The sequence below is a fragment of the Phreatobacter sp. genome (assembly GCF_022843985.1).
Lineage (GTDB): Bacteria > Pseudomonadota > Alphaproteobacteria > Rhizobiales > Phreatobacteraceae > Phreatobacter.
On the sequence record NZ_JALHMP010000010.1, the window covers coordinates 123,765 to 139,640 of the forward strand.

Here is a 15,876-nt window from a genome sequence, read left to right on the forward strand (position 1 = left end):
TCCCGCCGGTCCCCCAGACTGGACGGGCCTTTGGACGGAGAAAGAGGGCGGATGCTGCATCGCCCTTGCCATCCGTCGGGCGCTCCCCCTGCGGAAGGCCCCCTTGCCTTGCCGGCTGCGACACCGAAGGATGGCGGCCTGTCCGGGAGGAACATCGTGTCCGTGAAGCGTCTCGCGCCTGTCGATGTCGTCGTGGTCGGAGCCGGCCTCGGTGCCGCGGCCTTCACCCGGCACCTCGCCGAAGCGGCGCCGTCATGGTCCATCGTCGTGCTGGAGCGCGGCGGCTGGGTCGATCGCGCCGCGCTGCCGGCCTTGCGGCCCGATTTCCAGCGCGACGTTCTGGGCCCCTATGCGACCTCACCCAATGTCCGACTGGCGGCCGGGGGGATCGCACCCTCGGCGGACTACGCCGTCGACGACAGTGAGTCCGACTTCAAGCCGCTGATGTGGAGCGGCGTCGGCGGCTCCACCATCAACTGGGCGGCCCATTTTCCGCGCTTTCACCCCTCGGATTTCCGCACCCGGACCCTCGACGGTGTCGGCGACGACTGGCCCTTCAGCTATGCCGATCTCGAACCCTTCTACGACCTCAACGACGCCCGCTTCGGCATTGCCGGCCTTGCCGGCGACCCGGCCTATCCGCCCAAGCCCGAACGCCCCATGCCGCCCATCGCCCTCGGCAAGCTCGGCATGACCGCGGCCCGCGGCTTCGACCGCCTCGGCTGGCACTGGTGGCCGGTCGATTCGGCGATCAACAGCCGCGTCCATCACGGCCGTCCGGCCTGCAACCATTGCGGCCCCTGCCAGCAGGGCTGCGTCACCGGCGCCAAGGCCTCGACCGACATGACCCACTGGCCCGAGGCCATCGCCCGCGGCGTCGAGATGCGCACCGGCGCCGTCGTGCTGCAGGTCGAGATCGCCGCGGGGCGGGTCACCGGCGTCACCTACCGCACGGCCGAGGGCGACGTCTTCCAGCCGGCCGGGACGGTGGTGGTGGCTGGCAATGGTGTCGGCACGGCGCGCCTGCTGCTCGCTTCCGGCGTGACAGCGCCGGCTCTCGGGCGCAACCTGATGTATCACGGCGCCGGCTATGTCCGCGGCTTCTTCGCCGAGGACCTCGACGGTCCCGTCGGACCGACCGGCTGCTCGATCTACAGCCATGAATTCTACGAGACCGACCGCTCCCGCGGCTTCGTCCGCGGCGTCCATCTCCAGGCCACCCGGGAGAACCCCCTGGCGGTTCAGGCGGCCCGCCTGGCGCGGCCCTGGGGCGAGGAGGCCCATGCCGCCCTGCTGCGCGAGTTCCGAAGGTCCATGGCCATCCTCGTCGTCAACGAGGACCTGCCCGAGTCCGAGAACCATGTCGCCCTGACCGGCGAGACCGCCGCCGACGGTCTGCCCGGCGTCAAGGTCGTCTACCGCCTCTCCGACCATTCGCGCCGCGCCCTCGATTTCGGGCTCGACCGCGCCGAGGACATGCTGCGCGCTGCCGGCGCCGTCGAGACCGTGCGGGTGCCGCTGGCCCCCTTCACCGGCTGGCACCTGCTCGGCACCGCCCGGATGGGCACCGATCCCGCGACTTCGGTCACCGACGGCAGCGGCCGCGTCCATGGTGTCAGCGGCCTCCTCGTCGCCGACGGCAGCCTGTTCACCACCTCGGCGGCGGTCAATCCCGGCTCCACCATCGGTGCGGTCGCGACCAAGGTCGCCGACGATCTCGCGAGGGCCGCAGCATGAGCGCGACCTTCGACGACGCCGTCCTCGACACGCTCTTTCCCGGCCTCGGCACGATCCCGCCCGCCAGCCGGGCCGGCCTCGACGCCTCCGCCGTCCTGGCGCGCCACGGCCCTGTGCTGACGGCGATCGAAGCGGCGGCGGGAGGCGAGGCCGCCTTCCTCGCCGCCGATCCCGGCCGGCGCGCCGATCTGCTCGAGGCTGTCGGCCACAGCGATCCGGCGGCCTTCCAGGCGCTCGTTCTGGCGGTCTCGGCGCTCTATCACGCCAGCGCCTCGGTGGTGGAGGCCTATGGCTGGGTGGCGCGCGCGCCCCAGCCCGAGGGCTTCGCCGTGGAAGCGCCGACGGACGAGGCCGAGGCGGCGCGCCTTCTGGGGAAGGTACGGGCGCGCCGGCAGATCTGGCGGGCCTGACGGCGGCCGGCGTTCAGCGCGGCGGACCTGCCGCGAACCTCGCCATGAAGCTACGGTCGAGCCAGTCCTTCCAGCGCCACACCCAGCGCCCCTCGACCGCGAGCCAGCGGCCGCGTCCGGCAATGGCGCTGCCGTCGCCGGTGGCGAGAATGGCGAGGTAGTCGCGCTGGGCGCGATAGGACACCAGCGGTTCGGCGCGGACGCGGCGCCGCAGATTGGCGATCAGCGGCGGGCCCTGGCGGACCGCGAAGACGCCGGCCTTCTCGCGCCGGTCGCCTTCGATCGCGGCACAGTCGCCGACGGCGAAGATCGCCCCGTCGGTCGTCGTGGCGAGGGTGTCGGCGGTCAGCACCGACCCGTCGGCCGCCTGGCGCAATCCCGTCGTGGCGAGCCAGGTGGGCGCCCGCGCGGCCGTCGAGACGATCACGGCATCGGCGGGGATGCGTTGCCCGGTCGTGTCCAAGGCCCCCTCGGCATTGATCTCGGCGATACGGCAGGGGGCGAGAAGCGTCACGTCGCGCCGGGCGAGGGCGGCGCGCACGCGCTGCTGCATGCCCGGATTGAGCGACGGCGTCACCGCATCGCCGGCGGCGATGGCGATCCATGGCTGCGCCGCCTGCGGCGCCAGCGCCTGGAACCGCGTGCGCAGCGCCAGCGCCATCTCGACGCCTGCCGGGCCACCGCCGACCATCAGGATGCGCCGCGGGACGGCTTCGCCGGCAAAAAGCCTGTCCAACTGGTCCAGCAGCCCGCTGATCGGCTTGACCGCGATAGCGAAGCGGTCGGCACCGGCGATGCCGGAGAGGTCGGGCGTGATGCCGAGATTGAGGGAGAGCGTGTCATAGGCGAGGCGTCCGCCATCGGCGAGCAGCAGCTCGCGGCGGGTGCGGTCGATGCCGACGGCGCTGCCGCGACACAGGGCCACGCCACAGCGCCGGGCCAGCCCTTCAAGGTCGATATGCATCTCGGCCCGGGAATAGGCGCCCGCGACATGGCCGGGCAGCATGCCGGAATAGGGCGTCATCACACGGTCGGTCACGAGCGTCAGGCGGGCCCCCGGCTCCGGCCGGTCGCCGAAATCACGCAGCACCTGGACATGGGTATGGCCGCCGCCGACAAGGACGATATGGTGATCAGCCATGCGCGCGATCCCCTTCAAGGCGGGCGAGCGCGGCCCTTGTCGCGGGCGCCGCCTCCGGCGCCGCCGCGAGGGCGCTGCGCAGCCAGGCGAGATCGGCGGCATCGTCGATGTCGTTCTGTTCGGGCAGGCGGTGGACGCAGAGCCCCTCTGCCGTCGCCCGCCGCAGCGTTTCCGCCAGCACGCCCGCCGTGCTCCAGGCCATCGGTGCGAAGAGCGGCGCCGCCGCCGCCGATGTGACGCCGATGAGGCCATAGCCACCGTCGGGGCTCGGCATGATCACCATGTCCCGCGGGCCGCCATGGCGCAGGATGTCCGCCGCCGCCACCAGCACCTCCGGCGCCAGCAGCGGCAGGTCGGCGCCCATCACCATCGCCCCGGCCGGATGCCGCGCCAGAAGCTGGGTCAGAGCCGACCACATGGTGGCGCCGAGTTCGCCGCGATCGCAGGGCACCAGCGGCCAGTCCTGGCCGATGACCGCCGCAAGTTCGGCCGCCGCGTCGGCGGGCCGGAAGAAGATGGAAGCGGCGAGGGCGGTCTGCCCGGCGGCTGCGGCCACGGCGCCCGCGCTGTCCCTGAGAAAGGCACCGGCCAGCGCGGCGGCCGGCCCGTCGCCGATGCCAGTGGCAAGGCGCGTCTTGGCGATCCCCGGCCGGGGCGGCTTGGCCATGAGGCCGATGCCGATCGTCGCATCCGTCATGTCATCGTCCATTCGTCCATTCGTCCATTCGTCCATGCGTCCATGCGTCGGGTCGCGGGCTGCAGGCCACCAGGCCGACGGGTCGCCATCGCTGGCTGAACCCGCCGGCCTGCGACATGGTGCCTTCGCGACAACTGGCGCTTTTGTTTCGCCTCTCCCATGAACGTATGTCTGCCACGCCGCCTCCAGCTTGATACAAGCCCCGTCCTCGTGACACCAAGGCGTGCCCCCGGCGTAACGAATGGCGCCCGGGCTCCGAATGGCCGAGGAGACCCCGAGGAGGAGTGGACCCCGTTGGAGCAGTCACTGCGAGAGCCTACAGGCCGGAACATCGGCAAGTTCGAACATCCGGCCATTACCGCCAAGGGTGAGCGCCGCGCGGCGGTCGCGCTGAAGCGGCTGGAGACACTCTGGTTCAACACCGGGACGCTCTGCAACATCACCTGCCGCAACTGCTACATCGAGAGTTCGCCGAAGAACGACGCGCTGGTCTATCTGACGCTGGCCGATGTGCAGGGCTATCTCGACGAGATCCGCCGCGACGACCTGCCGGTAAGCCTCATCGGACTCACCGGCGGCGAGCCCTTCATGAACCGCGAGATCATCGCGATCCTCGAGGCGGTGCTGGCGGCCGGCTATGAGACCCTGATCCTCACCAATGCCATGCGGCCGATGATGCGGCACAAGGCTGACCTGCTGCGGCTGCGCGACACCTATGGCGCCAGGCTGCGCCTCCGCGTCTCGCTCGACGATTACCGTGCCGCGGTGCACGACGCCGAGCGCGGCCCCGACGCCTTCCGCAAGGCCATGGAGGGACTGCGCTTCCTCACCCGCGAGGGCTTCCGCGTCGAACTCGCGGGGCGCCGCCTCGCCGCCGATGCCGAGGCCGGCTCGCGCGACGGCTACGCCCGGATGCTCGCGGACGAAGGCGTCGCCATCGCCTGCGACGACCCGGTCGCCCTGGTGATCTTTCCCGAGATGGGAACCGAGGCCGATCCGCCGGAGATCACCGAGGCCTGCTGGACCATCCTCCACAAGAGCCCGGACGACGTCATGTGCGCCACCTCGCGCATTGTCGTGCGGCGCAAGGGGGCGGAGGCGCCGGCAGTGCTCGCCTGCACGCTCATTGCCTATGATTCGCGCTTCGAACTCGGCCGCACCCTCGCCGAGGCGGCGGTGGCCGTGCCGCTGGCCCATCGCTCCTGCGCGACTTTCTGCGTGCTGGGCGGCGCCGCCTGCGGTGCCGCGGCCCCGGCGTGAGCCGGGCGGGCGCCCCCGCCGCTGCGGCGGCGCCCGTGCTGCTGACCGTCGAGCGCCGGCCTGCGGCGACGGTGTCGAAGCCGGCCTTCAGCGTCATTCTGCCGCTGGCCGCCGAGGAATTGGTCCCGGAAGCCCTGATCGCCCTTCTGCCCCCTGACATGGAAGTCTTCCTCGCCCGCGGCGGCTCGCGGGCCGACAGCCTCAATGCGGGCGCCGCCGTCGCCACCGGCGACCACCTCTGGTTCGTCCATGCCGACACGCAACTCACGCCCGGGGCGATCACCGCCCTGCGCGCGGCGGCAGCGCAGGCGCCCGAGGCCTTGCTCTTCTTCGATGTCGGCTTCGATGGCCCCGCCATCATGGGGCTGAACGGCGCCGGCGTCCGGCTGCGCTCGCATCTGCTGCGCCTGCCCTTCGGCGACCAGGCCCTCTGTCTCGACGCCGACCTGTTCCACCGCCTCGGCGGTTATCCCGCCGTTCCCCGCGGCGAGGACCATCTCCTGGTCTGGCGGGCCCATCGCGCCGGCGTGCCCGTGCGCCCCGTCGGGGCCCGCGTGACCACCAGCAGCCGCCGCTATGCCAGGCGCGGCTGGGCGCGGACCACGGCCACGCATCTCGTCCTGACGGTCCGCCAGGCCCTGCCGGAATTCATCGCCTATCTCCGCGGCCGCTGACCGCAATCCGCGCGGCAGGGAGCCGGCCGTGGCGGTCGCGGGTGGCCGGCTGCGCGCAGCCGAATGGTGCCCCTAGCCGGGATCGAACCAGCACTCCTTGCGGAACTCGATTTTGAGTCGAGCGCGTCTACCAATTCCGCCATAGGGGCAACGCGCGGCGGACTATAGCCACGCCCGGCGGCGGGTCAACGCCGCCGGGCGCAGGATCCGCCGGGGCGCGCCTTGACTTGGGCGCAGTCGGCGCCATCTTCAGCCCCGATGAGCGAAAATCCCGTCTTCTCCACCGCCGTTGCCATCGCCCAGCCCACCGCCCGCATCGAGACCCCGGTCAAGGTGCTGTCGGCTGCCGCGCAGCGCGCCCTGGCCGAGGCGGCCGAGCGCCGTGCGCTCCTCGACGCCCGGGCGGCCGAACTCGCCGCCCATCCCGAGATCCACGGCCGCGGCGGCGCCGATCCCGTGCGTTATGATGACTGGGAAGTCGGCGGCATCGCCGTCGATTTCTGAGGCTCCCGCCGCCTTACGCCTTGTTCTTGCGCTCGCGCAGCTCGGCGAAGACCTCCGCCGGCAGCCGCCCCCGCATGCCGAGCACGGCCGCGATGGCGGCATCGTCGGCGCGCAGGAACGGGTTCGTCGCCTTCTCCTGCCCGATGGTGGTCGGCAGGGTCGGCTGGCCGGCCTCGCGCAGCCCGAACACCTCCTCGGCGCGCGCCTTCAGCGCCGCATTGTCCGGATCGACCATGAGCGAGAACTTGGCGTTCGAGCCGGTATATTCGTGGCCGCAATAGACGGCGGTGTCGTCGGGCAGTGCCCGCAGCACCTTCAGAGCCTCCCACATCTGCTGCGGCGTGCCCTCGAACAGGCGGCCGCAGCCCAGCGAGAACAACGTGTCGCCGGAGAACAGGATCTTCTCGCTCGCGAAATGATAGACGATGTGGCCGACCGTGTGGCCGGGCGTGTCGATGATGTCCGCTTCCAGCGAACCGAAGCGCGCCTTGCCGCCCGGCGCCACGGTCTCGTCCACCAGCGGGATGCGATGGGCATCCGCTGCATTGGCGATGACATGCGCTTTCGTCGCGGCCTTCACCGCCTCGATGCCCTGGACATGGTCGGGGTGGTGGTGGGTGACGAGGATATGGCTGATCGTCCAGCCCTTGGCCTTCGCCGCGGCGAGCACCGGTTCGGCCTCCGGCACGTCGATGGCCGCCGTCGCGCCGGTCGCCGGATCATGGATCAGCGCGCCGAAATTGTCGCTGAGGCAGGTGAACATGTGAACGTCGGCGGCCATGGGCATCTCCGGAGCGAGGGGGGATCGGTCGAAACCGTTCACCCTTGCCGCTCTATGCCATTGCCTGTGGCCGATGGCCATTCCATTCTCCGGCCGGCCGGCATGCTGCCGGGTCCTTGCGGAAAGCCCGGCTTGTCTGACGTCATCGATCTGCGCGCCTTCTATTCCTCGCCGCTCGGCATGGTCGCCCGGCGCATGGTGACGCGCGCCGTGCGTATCCACTGGCCCTCGGCGCGCGGCATGCTCACCGTCGGCCTCGGCTATTGCACGCCCTATCTCGGCATCTTCCGCGAGGAGGCCGACCGCTCCCTCGCCTTCATGCCGGCGCGCCAGGGCGTCATCTCCTGGCCGACGGCCCGGCCGGGGCGTGCCGCCCTGGTCGAGGACGACATGCTGCCGCTGGCGGATGCCGCCGTCGACCGGCTCCTCATCGTTCATGCACTGGAGGTGTCGAACGACGTCCAGGCGCTGCTGCGCGAGGCCTGGCGGGTGCTGGCGGCGGGCGGCAAGGTGCTGGCCGTGGTGCCCAACCGCCGCGGCCTCTGGGCCCAGCGCGACACAACGCCCTTCGGCCAAGGCCGCCCCTATTCGGCCCGCCAGCTCACCGAGCTGATGCGCCAGTCTTCCTTCACCCCCGTGGCCTGGAGCCAGGCGCTCTGGGTGCCGCCGCTCAGCACGACCCTGGTCCTGCGCTCCGCCATCGCCTGGGAGCGCATGGGCTCGGCGCTGACCCTGCCCTTCGCCGGCGTCCATCTCGTCGAGGCGACGAAACAGGTCTACAAGCCCGTCCCGCTCCGGCGCGAGCGCACCGTCGACCTGTTCCGGCCGGTGCTCGCGCCCCAGCCGGCGGCGCGCGGCGTCGAGCGTCGGGGGGATGCCGAGGGCTAGCTCAGACAACCCGCCGCGATCCCTGGTCTCGCAAGACGATCGCCGCCTCATCCGCGGAAGGAAAAAATCCGATCAAGCGCCGAAGGCAGGCCCTGCGTGAAGTGAACTCTTCCCAAATCAGGCGAACGAAGGACGGGAACACCGCCGATCCAGGCATTGTGGTCAACCGTACCCTGCCAGCCTGGCAGCCAGGGGAGCACCTTTTCGATTTGGTTGGTGATGGGCTCGTGGGTTGTGGCCAGGCGGACCCGTCGCAGGCGCACATTCGGGCCGAACGATCGCTCGAGATTGTTCGGGTCGACGAACTGAGCGCTTTCAGGGAGCAGATGACTGCCGAATTTGATCATCGGGGGCAGCAGGTCGCCCGCGAGATCGACCGTCTTATTGAGGGATGAAATAGAGCGGATGGTCTCCTCACCAAACCCGAATGCCCACGGTATGATGGCAGCGAGGTAATTGCTCGCGACGGTACGGTAGCCGGGGGGGTGTCTGAGCCTGCCAATCAAGACGAACAGAAGCCCCCGCGGCCCGAGGTCCACGACCGTGGCTTCGGCTTTGAGATCCGACACGAAGGGAGGAGTCAGCAAAAAAGGAAGTCTCCGCATGGACGTATAGGTGGCCTCGCCGACACTCGTCCCGGTCCGGATTTCGCCGTCGACCTCCACCTCCACGGTCAGCCGATAACGGAGCGTCCCGCTCGGCACGAGAAGGCGCCACCCGCCGTAGAGCCCGAGAGCCCCAGCCAGCCCACCGGTTCCGACCACAACATCGCGCCGCGTGATAGCCATCCCGAAGCATCCCCGAAGATTTCGCTGGCATTCATCGACAGCAAGAAATGAGGCCGTCCTACTAATGGACGGTTAGCGCGACGAAAAAACAATGATGACGCAGGCAAGGCGCTCCGGGTTTTTTGTCTCGATGAGAAACAACAGGGCGAGCTGGTCCAATCAGGCGGCGGCAGCTTTCAGAAGGGCTGGCTACCGCCCGGGCAGCTTCGACTTCAGCACGAAGAGCAGCTCGCCGATCTCCTCATCCGACAGGAGCGACACCCGCCGCGCCAGCAGGTTGGCGAGCTCGGTCGCCTGCGGCGACAGGCCGGACGTATCGATCACGATGCGCGGATGGGAGATCTCGGCGAGCTTCGCCAGCTCCTCCGCCTCGTCCCAGATGATGCCGAAATAGGCGATGATCCGCTGGATCAGGTACCAGCTCGGGCGCCCGCGCTTGCCGTGCTCCAGCGCCGAGAGATAGGCGGGCGAGACGCCCACCGCCTCGGCCATGGCGGTGAGGGTGGCGCCGCGCGCCTCGCGTAAGGTCCGGACCCGGGCGCCGAACGGCGTCATCGCCGCCTGGCCTCGACGGCCGCCAGCGCCGCCGCGACGGCCGCCTCGATATCGAGCGCGGTCGTGTCCAGCGTCACCGCGTCGGCGGCCACTGCCAGCGGCGCGTCGGCCCGGCCGGAATCGCGTTCATCGCGGCGGGCGATGTCGGCGAGCACGGCGGCGAGCGCCTCGTCCGTATCGGCGCATTCGCCGCGCGCGACCAGTTCGCGAAAGCGCCGCCGCGCCCGCTCCTGCGGGCTCGCCGTGACGAAGAGCTTGGCCGCGGCACCGGGCGCGATCACCGTGCCGATGTCGCGTCCGTCGAGCACCGCGCCGCCCGCCTGGGCCGCGAAGGCGCGCTGCAGGGCGAGGAGAGCGCGCCGCACCGGACCGTGGGCGGCGACCACCGAGGCCGCCTCGCCCGCCTCCCGGGTGCGCAGCTTCTCCGCGTCGAGGTCGGCGAGGTCGAGGTGCTCGGCGATGACCTGGGCGATCTCGACATTGTCGAGCGGGAAGCCGCGGTCGCGCATGATCTGCCCGACGCCGCGATAGAGCAGGCCGGTGTCGAGATGCGGCAGGCCGTAATGGGCGGCGATGCGCCGGGCGAGGGTGCCCTTGCCCGAGGCCGCCGGGCCGTCGATGGCGATGATCACGAGAAATCCGCCCCGAGGCCGCGCATCAGCCCGACGAAATCGGGGAAGCTGGTGGCGATGAAGGCGGTGTCGTCCACGCGCATCGGCTCCGCCGTGGCGAGGCCCATGACGAGGAAGCTCATGGCGATGCGATGGTCCATGTGGGTTGCGACCGTGCCGCCGCCGGGTGTCTTGCCGTTGCCCGCGACGATGAGGTCGTCGCCTTCGATGACATGGTCGACGCCGGCCGCGGCGAGGCCTGCCGCCACCGCCGCGAGCCGGTCGGATTCCTTCACCCTGAGCTCGTGCAGGCCGCGCATGCGCGTCGGGCCGCTGGCGAAGGCGGCAGCCACCGCGAGGATCGGATATTCGTCGATCATCGAGGGTGCGCGATGCGCCGGCACGTCGACGCCGGTCAGGCGCGAGCCGCGCACGCGCAGGTCGGCGATGTCCTCGCCCGATTCCACCCGCGGGTTCAGCACCGCGATCTCGGCCCCCATCTCGATCAGCGTCGTGATGAGGCCGGTGCGCAGCGGGTTCATCATCACGCCGGTGACGGTCACGTCCGATCCCGGGACGATCGCCGCCGCGACGATGGGAAAGGCCGCCGAGGACGGGTCGGCGGGCACAACGACCGGCGCGGGCTTCAGCTCGGGCTGGCCGACGAGATCGATCCGCCGTCCGTGTTCGCCATGCGGCGTCACCGTCACGCTGGCGCCGAAATGGCTGAGCATCCGCTCCGTATGGTCGCGCGTCGCCTCCTTCTCGATCACCGTGGTGATGCCGGGCGCGTTGAGGCCGGCGAGGAGGACGGCGGACTTCACCTGCGCCGAGGCCACCGGCGATTCATAGGTCACCGGCACGGCATCCTTCGGGCCCTCGATGGTCAGCGGCAGGCGTCCGCCCTCGCCCTGGGCCACCACCGCCACGCCGAACAGTTCGAGCGGGTCGAGGGCGCGCCGCATCGGACGTTTGCGCAGCGAGGCATCGCCGTCGAAGGTCGCGCGGATCGGATGGCAGCCGACCACGCCCATCATCAGCCGGCACCCGGTACCCGAATTGCCGAAGTCGAGAGGCTCCACCGGCGCCTTCAGCCCGCCGACGCCGACGCCGTGGACCCGCCAGGCGCCGGGGCCGGTGCGCTCAACGGTGGCTCCCAGCTGCCGGCACACCTTGGCGGTGTTGAGGACGTCCTCGCCCTCCAGCAGCCCCGATATCCGGGTTTCGCCCACCGTCAGCAGCCCGAACATCAGGGCCCGGTGGGAAATGGACTTGTCGCCCGGCACGGTGATGTGGCCCGTCAGGGCGGCGCCGCGGCGGGCGGTCAGCGGGGTCTTGCTCTGCGAGGCGCTCAAGGTGCGAAGGTCCCGTCCGTTCGAAAAACCGATCCCGCGCTCTATCCCGCGCCGCAAGCCTCTTGACAAGCCGGGGCTCTGCGTCCAACTGACCCCCCTTCAAACGAAGTGCGATCCATTCAGGGAGTCCGCCGTGGCGAGACCCGAACTCGGCGTGAAGCGCATCTGCCCCACGACCGGCAAGAAGTTCTACGATCTGAACCGCGACCCCATCGTCTCGCCCTATACGGGCGAGGTGCTGCAGCGCGTCATGTTCGAGCCCTCCCGCCGCGGCGCCGCGGCCGCCGCCGCCAAGGTGGTGCCGCAGGCCGACGAGGAAGATGCCGAGCTCGAGGTGCCGGATGCCGAGCTCGTCAGCCTCGAAGAGGCGGATGAGGAAGAGGCGTCCCCGGCCAAGGCCGCCGCCATCGACGACGATGTCGACGTCGATGTCGAGGACGCCGCCGATGACGATGACACTTTCCTCGCCGAGGATGAGGATGAGGATGACGGCGACGTCTCCGACCTCATCGGCGACGCTGCCGACGACGAGGACGACCAGTAGGACGGGTGGGCCGGCGGGCGGCGACGCCCGCTGCCCTCTTGCGCTTCGGCCGCGGCGCGCGTATGAGAACTGTCGACTTCGGTCATTCATACACCCTCATCGATGGCTATCGTGAGAGTGGGTTCCTGCGGGGACCCGCTCTTTTTGTTTCCGCCGCCGACGAGTCCCGTTTCGGAGCTTCGATTGCCAGCGGAAGAGCCGCGCCTCACCGATGATCTGCCCGCCGCGGCGCCCGCCCCGGCCGATGCCGATCCGCGCCTGATCGTCGAGACGGGCGTCGCCGCCCGCGTCGCCGCCATCGCCGGGCCGGTGCTGGAGGGTCTCGGCTTCCGGCTGGTGCGCGTGCGCATCTCCGGGTCGCAGGGTGGCGGCTCGACGCTGCAGATCATGGCCGAGCGGCCCGACGGCACCTTCACCATCGACGATTGCGAGGCAACCAGCCGGGCGCTGTCGCCGGTCCTTGACGTCGAGGATCCGATCGCCGCGGCCTACAACCTCGAAATCTCCTCCCCCGGCATCGACCGGCCGCTCGTCCGCGTCGGCGATTTCGCGCGCTGGGCCGGCTATGAGGCGAAGATCGAGATGGCGGTGGCCCAGGACGGCCGCAAGCGCTTCCGCGGCTTCATCCTCGGCGCTGAGGGGACCGGCGCCAGGATCCGTCGCACCGACGTCAAGGGTGACGAGCCCGCCGAGATCGTCCTGCCGATCGAGGAGATCGGCGAGGCGCGTCTCGTGCTCACCGACGACCTCATCCGCGAGGCCCTGCGCCGCGCCAAGGCCGCCGGCCGTGCCATGGACGAGGACGACGAGGACGAGGCGTTCGACGGCGACGGCGGCGAGGCGGAGGACGCCACCGACGACACCGAACTCGTGATCCTGCGTCCCGGCACCCCCCGCCCGGTCCGCGCCGCCGAGGCGCCGAAGAAGAAGCCGTCGCCCGGCACGCCTTATTCCCGCGGACCGAAGCCCAAGGGCCCGGGCCGCTACGCCAAACCCAAACCATCCCGCTAGAGGGGAACGACCCATGGCCGTTTCGGCAAACCGACTGGAATTGCTGCAGATCGCGGATGCGGTGGCACGCGAGAAGCAGATCGACCGCCAGATCGTCCTCGAAGCCATGGAGGACGCGATCCAGAAGGCGGCCCGCTCGCGCTACGGTCAGGAGACCGAGGTGCGCGCCGAGATCAATGCCAAGTCCGGTGAGATCCGCCTGTCCCGCCTGCTGCAGGTGGTCGACGAGATCGAGAACGTCGCGACCCAGATCGCCACCGAGGAAGCCCGCCGCAAGAACCCGGCCGCCCAGCCGGGCGACTGGATCGCCGAGACCCTGCCGCCCTTCGATTTCGGCCGCATTGCCGCCCAGTCGGCCAAGCAGGTCATCGTCCAGAAGGTCCGCGAGGCCGAGCGCGACCGCCAGTTCGACGAGTACAAGGATCGCGTCGGCGAGATCGTCTCGGGCCTCGTCAAGCGCGTCGAATATGGCAATGTCGTCGTCGATCTCGGCCGCGGCGAGGCGATCATCCGCCGCGACGAGCTGATCCCGCGCGAGATGTTCCGCAACGGCGACCGCGTCCGCGCCTATCTCTTCGACGTCCGCCGTGAGCAGCGCGGGCCGCAGATCTTCCTGTCGCGCACCCATCCCCAGTTCATGGCCAAGCTGTTCGGCCAGGAAGTGCCGGAGATCTACGACGGCATCGTCGAGATCAAGGCGGTCGCCCGTGATCCCGGCTCGCGCGCCAAGATCGCCGTCGTGTCGCGCGATTCCTCCATCGACCCCGTCGGCGCCTGCGTCGGCATGCGCGGCTCGCGCGTCCAGGCGGTGGTCGCCGAATTGCAGGGCGAGAAGGTCGACATCATCCCCTGGAACCCGGACATCGCCACTTTCGTGGTCAATGCCCTCGCTCCGGCCGAGGTCGCCAAGGTCGTGCTCGACGAGGACCGCGAGCGCATCGAGGTCGTCGTGCCCGATCCGCAGCTCTCCCTCGCCATCGGCCGCCGCGGCCAGAACGTGCGCCTCGCCTCACAGCTCACCGGCTGGGACATCGACATCCTCACCGAGGCCGAGGAGAGCGAGCGTCGCCAGGCCGAGTTCGAGGCCCGCACCAAGCTGTTCATGGGGTCGCTGGACGTCGATGAGGTCGTCGGCCAGCTCCTCACCTCCGAGGGCTTCCGCTCGGTCGAGGAGGTCGCCTATGTCGAACTCTCCGACCTTGCCTCCATCGAGGGCTTCGACGAGGACACCGCGCAGGAGCTGCAGCGCCGCGCCCTCGACTATATCGCCCGCATCGAGGCTGAGCATGACGCCAAGCGTGTGGAACTCGGTGTCGCCGACGACCTGCGTCAGGTTGATGGCCTGACCACCGCCATGATGGTCAAGCTCGGCGAGAACGACGTGAAGTCGCTCGAGGACTTCGCCGGCTGCGTCCCGGACGACCTCGTCGGCTGGACCGAGCGCAAGGACGGCCAGTCGGTGAAGAATGCCGGTTTCCTCGACGGTTTCGAACTGACCAAGGACGACGCCGAGGCGATGATCATGCAGGCCCGCGTCAAGGCCGGCTGGATCGAGGCGCCCGAGGCTGCCGAAGAGGCCGAGACGGCTGAAGCCGAAGCCTGAGCCGGGGAGATGGGCGGGAGTGGTCATCGCGGTGGAGAACGACGCGCCTGAGCTGGCACTGGACGGCGGGCCCCTGACGGGGCGCGCCGGCAGTGAGCGCACGTGCATCGTCAACCGCCGCGCCGGTGCGCCGGATGGCCTGATCCGCTTCGTCCTTGGCCCCGACGGCATGGTCGTGCCCGACCTCAAGGCCCGCCTCCCCGGCCGTGGCGCCTGGGTGACAGCCACCCGCGCCGCCGTTGCCGAGGCGGTCCGGCGCAAGCTTTTCGCTCGCGCCTTCAAGACCCCCGTGGCGTGGCCTGCCGATCTGCCGGCGCTGGTCGACCAGCTGCTCGAGGCTCAGGCGCTGTCGTCCCTGTCGCTCGCCAACAAGGCCGGCGCCGTGGTCGCCGGCTTCTCCAAGGTCGAGGCGGCGCTGGCCGGCGACACTGCCGCAGGCCTGATTCACGCCGCGGATGCCAGCGATGATGGCGTCCGCAAGCTTGGCCAGGTCCTGCGCCGCATCTTCGGCGACGAACCCGATACCCTGCCGCGGGTGACGGCGTTCACCTCGCTGCAATTGGATTTGGCATTGGGGCGCATGAATGTGATACATGCTGCGCTGCTCGCCGGCGGGCCGAGCGAAAACGCACTCGCGCGCTGCATGGCCCTCGAGGTTTACCGCACCGGTGACGTGACCGGAGGGGGACCTCCGGCTTCCGTCAACGAGCCGAAACACCGAATTTCCAGGACTCAGCCGCCTGGTGCAGGACCAGAACCGAATGACCGATGAGAAGACCTCCGGCGACAAGACCATCAGCCTGACGGGGAAGACCCTCAGCCTGAAGAAGCCCGCCGGTAACGAACAGAGCATGGTTCGCCAGAGCTTCAGCCACGGCCGCACCAAGACGGTCGTCGTGGAGAAGGTTTCGGCGAAGCCGCGCTCGTTCGCCCCGCCCCGGCCGCCGGCTCAGGCCCCGGCCGCCGCGCCTGCCGCCGAGAAGCCGCGCCCGGCAGCGCCAGCCGCCGCCACCCCGACGGCGCCGAAGCCGCCGGCTGCCGGCATGATCCTGCGGACCCTGTCCGACGAGGAGCGCGAGGCGCGCGACCGCGTCCTGGCGGAAGCCCGGGTCCGCGAGGCCGAAGAGCGCAAGGTGTCCGTCGACGAACAGGCCCGCCGCGCCGAGGAGGAGGCCCGTCGTGCCGCCGAACGTGCCGAGCAGGATCGCCGCCAGCGCGACGAGGACGAGCGCCGCCGCGCCGAGGACGACGCCCGCCGCCGCGCCGAATTCGAATCGCGCCGCCGCGCCAGCGACGAGCGGCCGCGCAGCCTCGACG

18 protein-coding genes and 1 tRNA gene are annotated in these 15,876 nt (G+C 70.4%); 11 read left to right on the top strand and 8 right to left on the bottom strand.

Features of this window, described 5'->3' with window-relative positions; genetic code table 11:
• Nucleotides 1–156: 156 nt before the first annotated feature.
• A complete protein-coding gene (locus Q0C57_RS09380) occupies nt 157–1,737 on the top strand; it encodes a GMC family oxidoreductase (protein ID WP_296575389.1) in 1,581 nt (526 codons plus the stop codon).
• Complete coding sequence (locus Q0C57_RS09385) at nt 1,734–2,147, top strand: hypothetical protein (protein WP_296575392.1); 414 nt, start codon at nt 1,734–1,736, stop codon at nt 2,145–2,147. Before Q0C57_RS09380 ends, Q0C57_RS09385 begins: the two co-directional genes overlap by 4 nt.
• Before the next feature lie 13 nt (nt 2,148–2,160).
• Here Q0C57_RS09385 and Q0C57_RS09390 read toward each other — a convergent pair whose 3' ends face one another.
• The gene (locus tag Q0C57_RS09390) at nt 2,161–3,288 is read right to left on the bottom strand and encodes an FAD-dependent oxidoreductase (protein WP_296575395.1); all 1,128 of its coding nucleotides are present in this window, start codon (nt 3,286–3,288) and stop codon (nt 2,161–2,163) included.
• A complete protein-coding gene (locus tag Q0C57_RS09395) occupies nt 3,281–3,985 on the bottom strand; it encodes a DUF2064 domain-containing protein (RefSeq protein ID WP_296575398.1) in 705 nt (234 codons plus the stop codon). The genes Q0C57_RS09390 and Q0C57_RS09395 overlap by 8 nt, the downstream gene beginning before the upstream one ends.
• 294 nt (nt 3,986–4,279) lie before the next feature.
• Between Q0C57_RS09395 and Q0C57_RS09400 the strand changes: the two genes are divergently transcribed.
• Together Q0C57_RS09400 and Q0C57_RS09405 are read left to right on the top strand one after the other, a co-directional pair.
• Complete coding sequence (locus Q0C57_RS09400; protein WP_296575400.1) at nt 4,280–5,245, top strand: radical SAM protein; 966 nt, start codon at nt 4,280–4,282, stop codon at nt 5,243–5,245.
• Nucleotides 5,246–5,280: 35 nt separating this feature from the next.
• Nucleotides 5,281–5,919: a glycosyltransferase gene (locus tag Q0C57_RS09405; protein WP_296575401.1), complete on the top strand. Its 639-nt coding sequence runs from the start codon at nt 5,281–5,283 to the stop codon at nt 5,917–5,919.
• A 64-nt stretch (nt 5,920–5,983) separates the two neighbouring features.
• Here the strand turns inward: Q0C57_RS09405 and Q0C57_RS09410 are convergent.
• Nucleotides 5,984–6,068, bottom strand: a tRNA-Leu gene (locus Q0C57_RS09410).
• 109 nt (nt 6,069–6,177) lie between these two features.
• Here Q0C57_RS09410 and Q0C57_RS09415 point away from each other — a divergent pair.
• Nucleotides 6,178–6,423 (top strand): DUF1674 domain-containing protein, encoded by a 246-nt coding sequence (locus Q0C57_RS09415; protein WP_296575403.1) that lies wholly within the window; start codon nt 6,178–6,180, stop codon nt 6,421–6,423.
• Between the two features lie 13 nt (nt 6,424–6,436).
• Here Q0C57_RS09415 and gloB read toward each other — a convergent pair whose 3' ends face one another.
• Nucleotides 6,437–7,204, bottom strand: coding sequence for a hydroxyacylglutathione hydrolase (gene gloB, locus Q0C57_RS09420; RefSeq protein WP_296575404.1), 768 nt, complete (start codon nt 7,202–7,204; stop codon nt 6,437–6,439).
• Between the two features lie 180 nt (nt 7,205–7,384).
• Here gloB and Q0C57_RS09425 point away from each other — a divergent pair, with 180 nt between their 5' ends.
• Nucleotides 7,385–8,092, top strand: coding sequence for a methyltransferase domain-containing protein (locus tag Q0C57_RS09425; RefSeq protein ID WP_296575450.1), 708 nt, complete (start codon nt 7,385–7,387; stop codon nt 8,090–8,092).
• A gap of 47 nt (nt 8,093–8,139) precedes the next feature.
• Here the strand turns inward: Q0C57_RS09425 and Q0C57_RS09430 are convergent, their stop codons facing one another.
• From Q0C57_RS09430 to aroA, 4 genes are all read right to left on the bottom strand, one after another.
• Nucleotides 8,140–8,880 carry a hypothetical protein gene (locus Q0C57_RS09430; RefSeq protein ID WP_296575407.1) on the bottom strand — a complete coding sequence of 247 codons (741 nt, stop codon included), beginning with the start codon at nt 8,878–8,880 and terminating at the stop codon, nt 8,140–8,142.
• 189 nt (nt 8,881–9,069) lie between these two features.
• The gene (locus Q0C57_RS09435) at nt 9,070–9,435 is read right to left on the bottom strand and encodes a helix-turn-helix transcriptional regulator (protein WP_296575411.1); all 366 of its coding nucleotides are present in this window, start codon (nt 9,433–9,435) and stop codon (nt 9,070–9,072) included.
• Nucleotides 9,432–10,067, bottom strand: a complete 636-nt coding sequence (gene cmk, locus Q0C57_RS09440; RefSeq protein ID WP_296575414.1) for a (d)CMP kinase — start codon at nt 10,065–10,067, stop codon at nt 9,432–9,434. Before cmk ends, Q0C57_RS09435 begins: the two co-directional genes overlap by 4 nt.
• A complete protein-coding gene (gene aroA / locus Q0C57_RS09445) occupies nt 10,064–11,401 on the bottom strand; it encodes a 3-phosphoshikimate 1-carboxyvinyltransferase (protein ID WP_296575417.1) in 1,338 nt (445 codons plus the stop codon). Before aroA ends, cmk begins: the two co-directional genes overlap by 4 nt.
• A 133-nt stretch (nt 11,402–11,534) precedes the next feature.
• Between aroA and Q0C57_RS09450 the strand changes: the two genes are divergently transcribed.
• The 5 genes from Q0C57_RS09450 to Q0C57_RS09470 all read left to right on the top strand — a co-directional run.
• Nucleotides 11,535–11,945: a TIGR02300 family protein gene (locus Q0C57_RS09450; RefSeq protein ID WP_296575419.1), complete on the top strand. Its 411-nt coding sequence runs from the start codon at nt 11,535–11,537 to the stop codon at nt 11,943–11,945.
• A 216-nt stretch (nt 11,946–12,161) separates the two neighbouring features.
• Nucleotides 12,162–12,956: a ribosome maturation factor RimP gene (gene rimP, locus Q0C57_RS09455; RefSeq protein WP_296575453.1), complete on the top strand. Its 795-nt coding sequence runs from the start codon at nt 12,162–12,164 to the stop codon at nt 12,954–12,956.
• A 13-nt stretch (nt 12,957–12,969) separates the two neighbouring features.
• The gene (gene nusA / locus Q0C57_RS09460; RefSeq protein ID WP_296575421.1) at nt 12,970–14,559 is read left to right on the top strand and encodes a transcription termination factor NusA; all 1,590 of its coding nucleotides are present in this window, start codon (nt 12,970–12,972) and stop codon (nt 14,557–14,559) included.
• Between the two features lie 19 nt (nt 14,560–14,578).
• Nucleotides 14,579–15,331, top strand: a complete 753-nt coding sequence (locus tag Q0C57_RS09465) for an RNA-binding protein (protein WP_296575424.1) — start codon at nt 14,579–14,581, stop codon at nt 15,329–15,331.
• On the top strand, nt 15,321–15,876 hold a 556-nt coding region (locus tag Q0C57_RS09470; RefSeq protein WP_296575426.1), incomplete at its 3' end, for a translation initiation factor IF-2 associated domain-containing protein. The genes Q0C57_RS09465 and Q0C57_RS09470, both read left to right, overlap by 11 nt.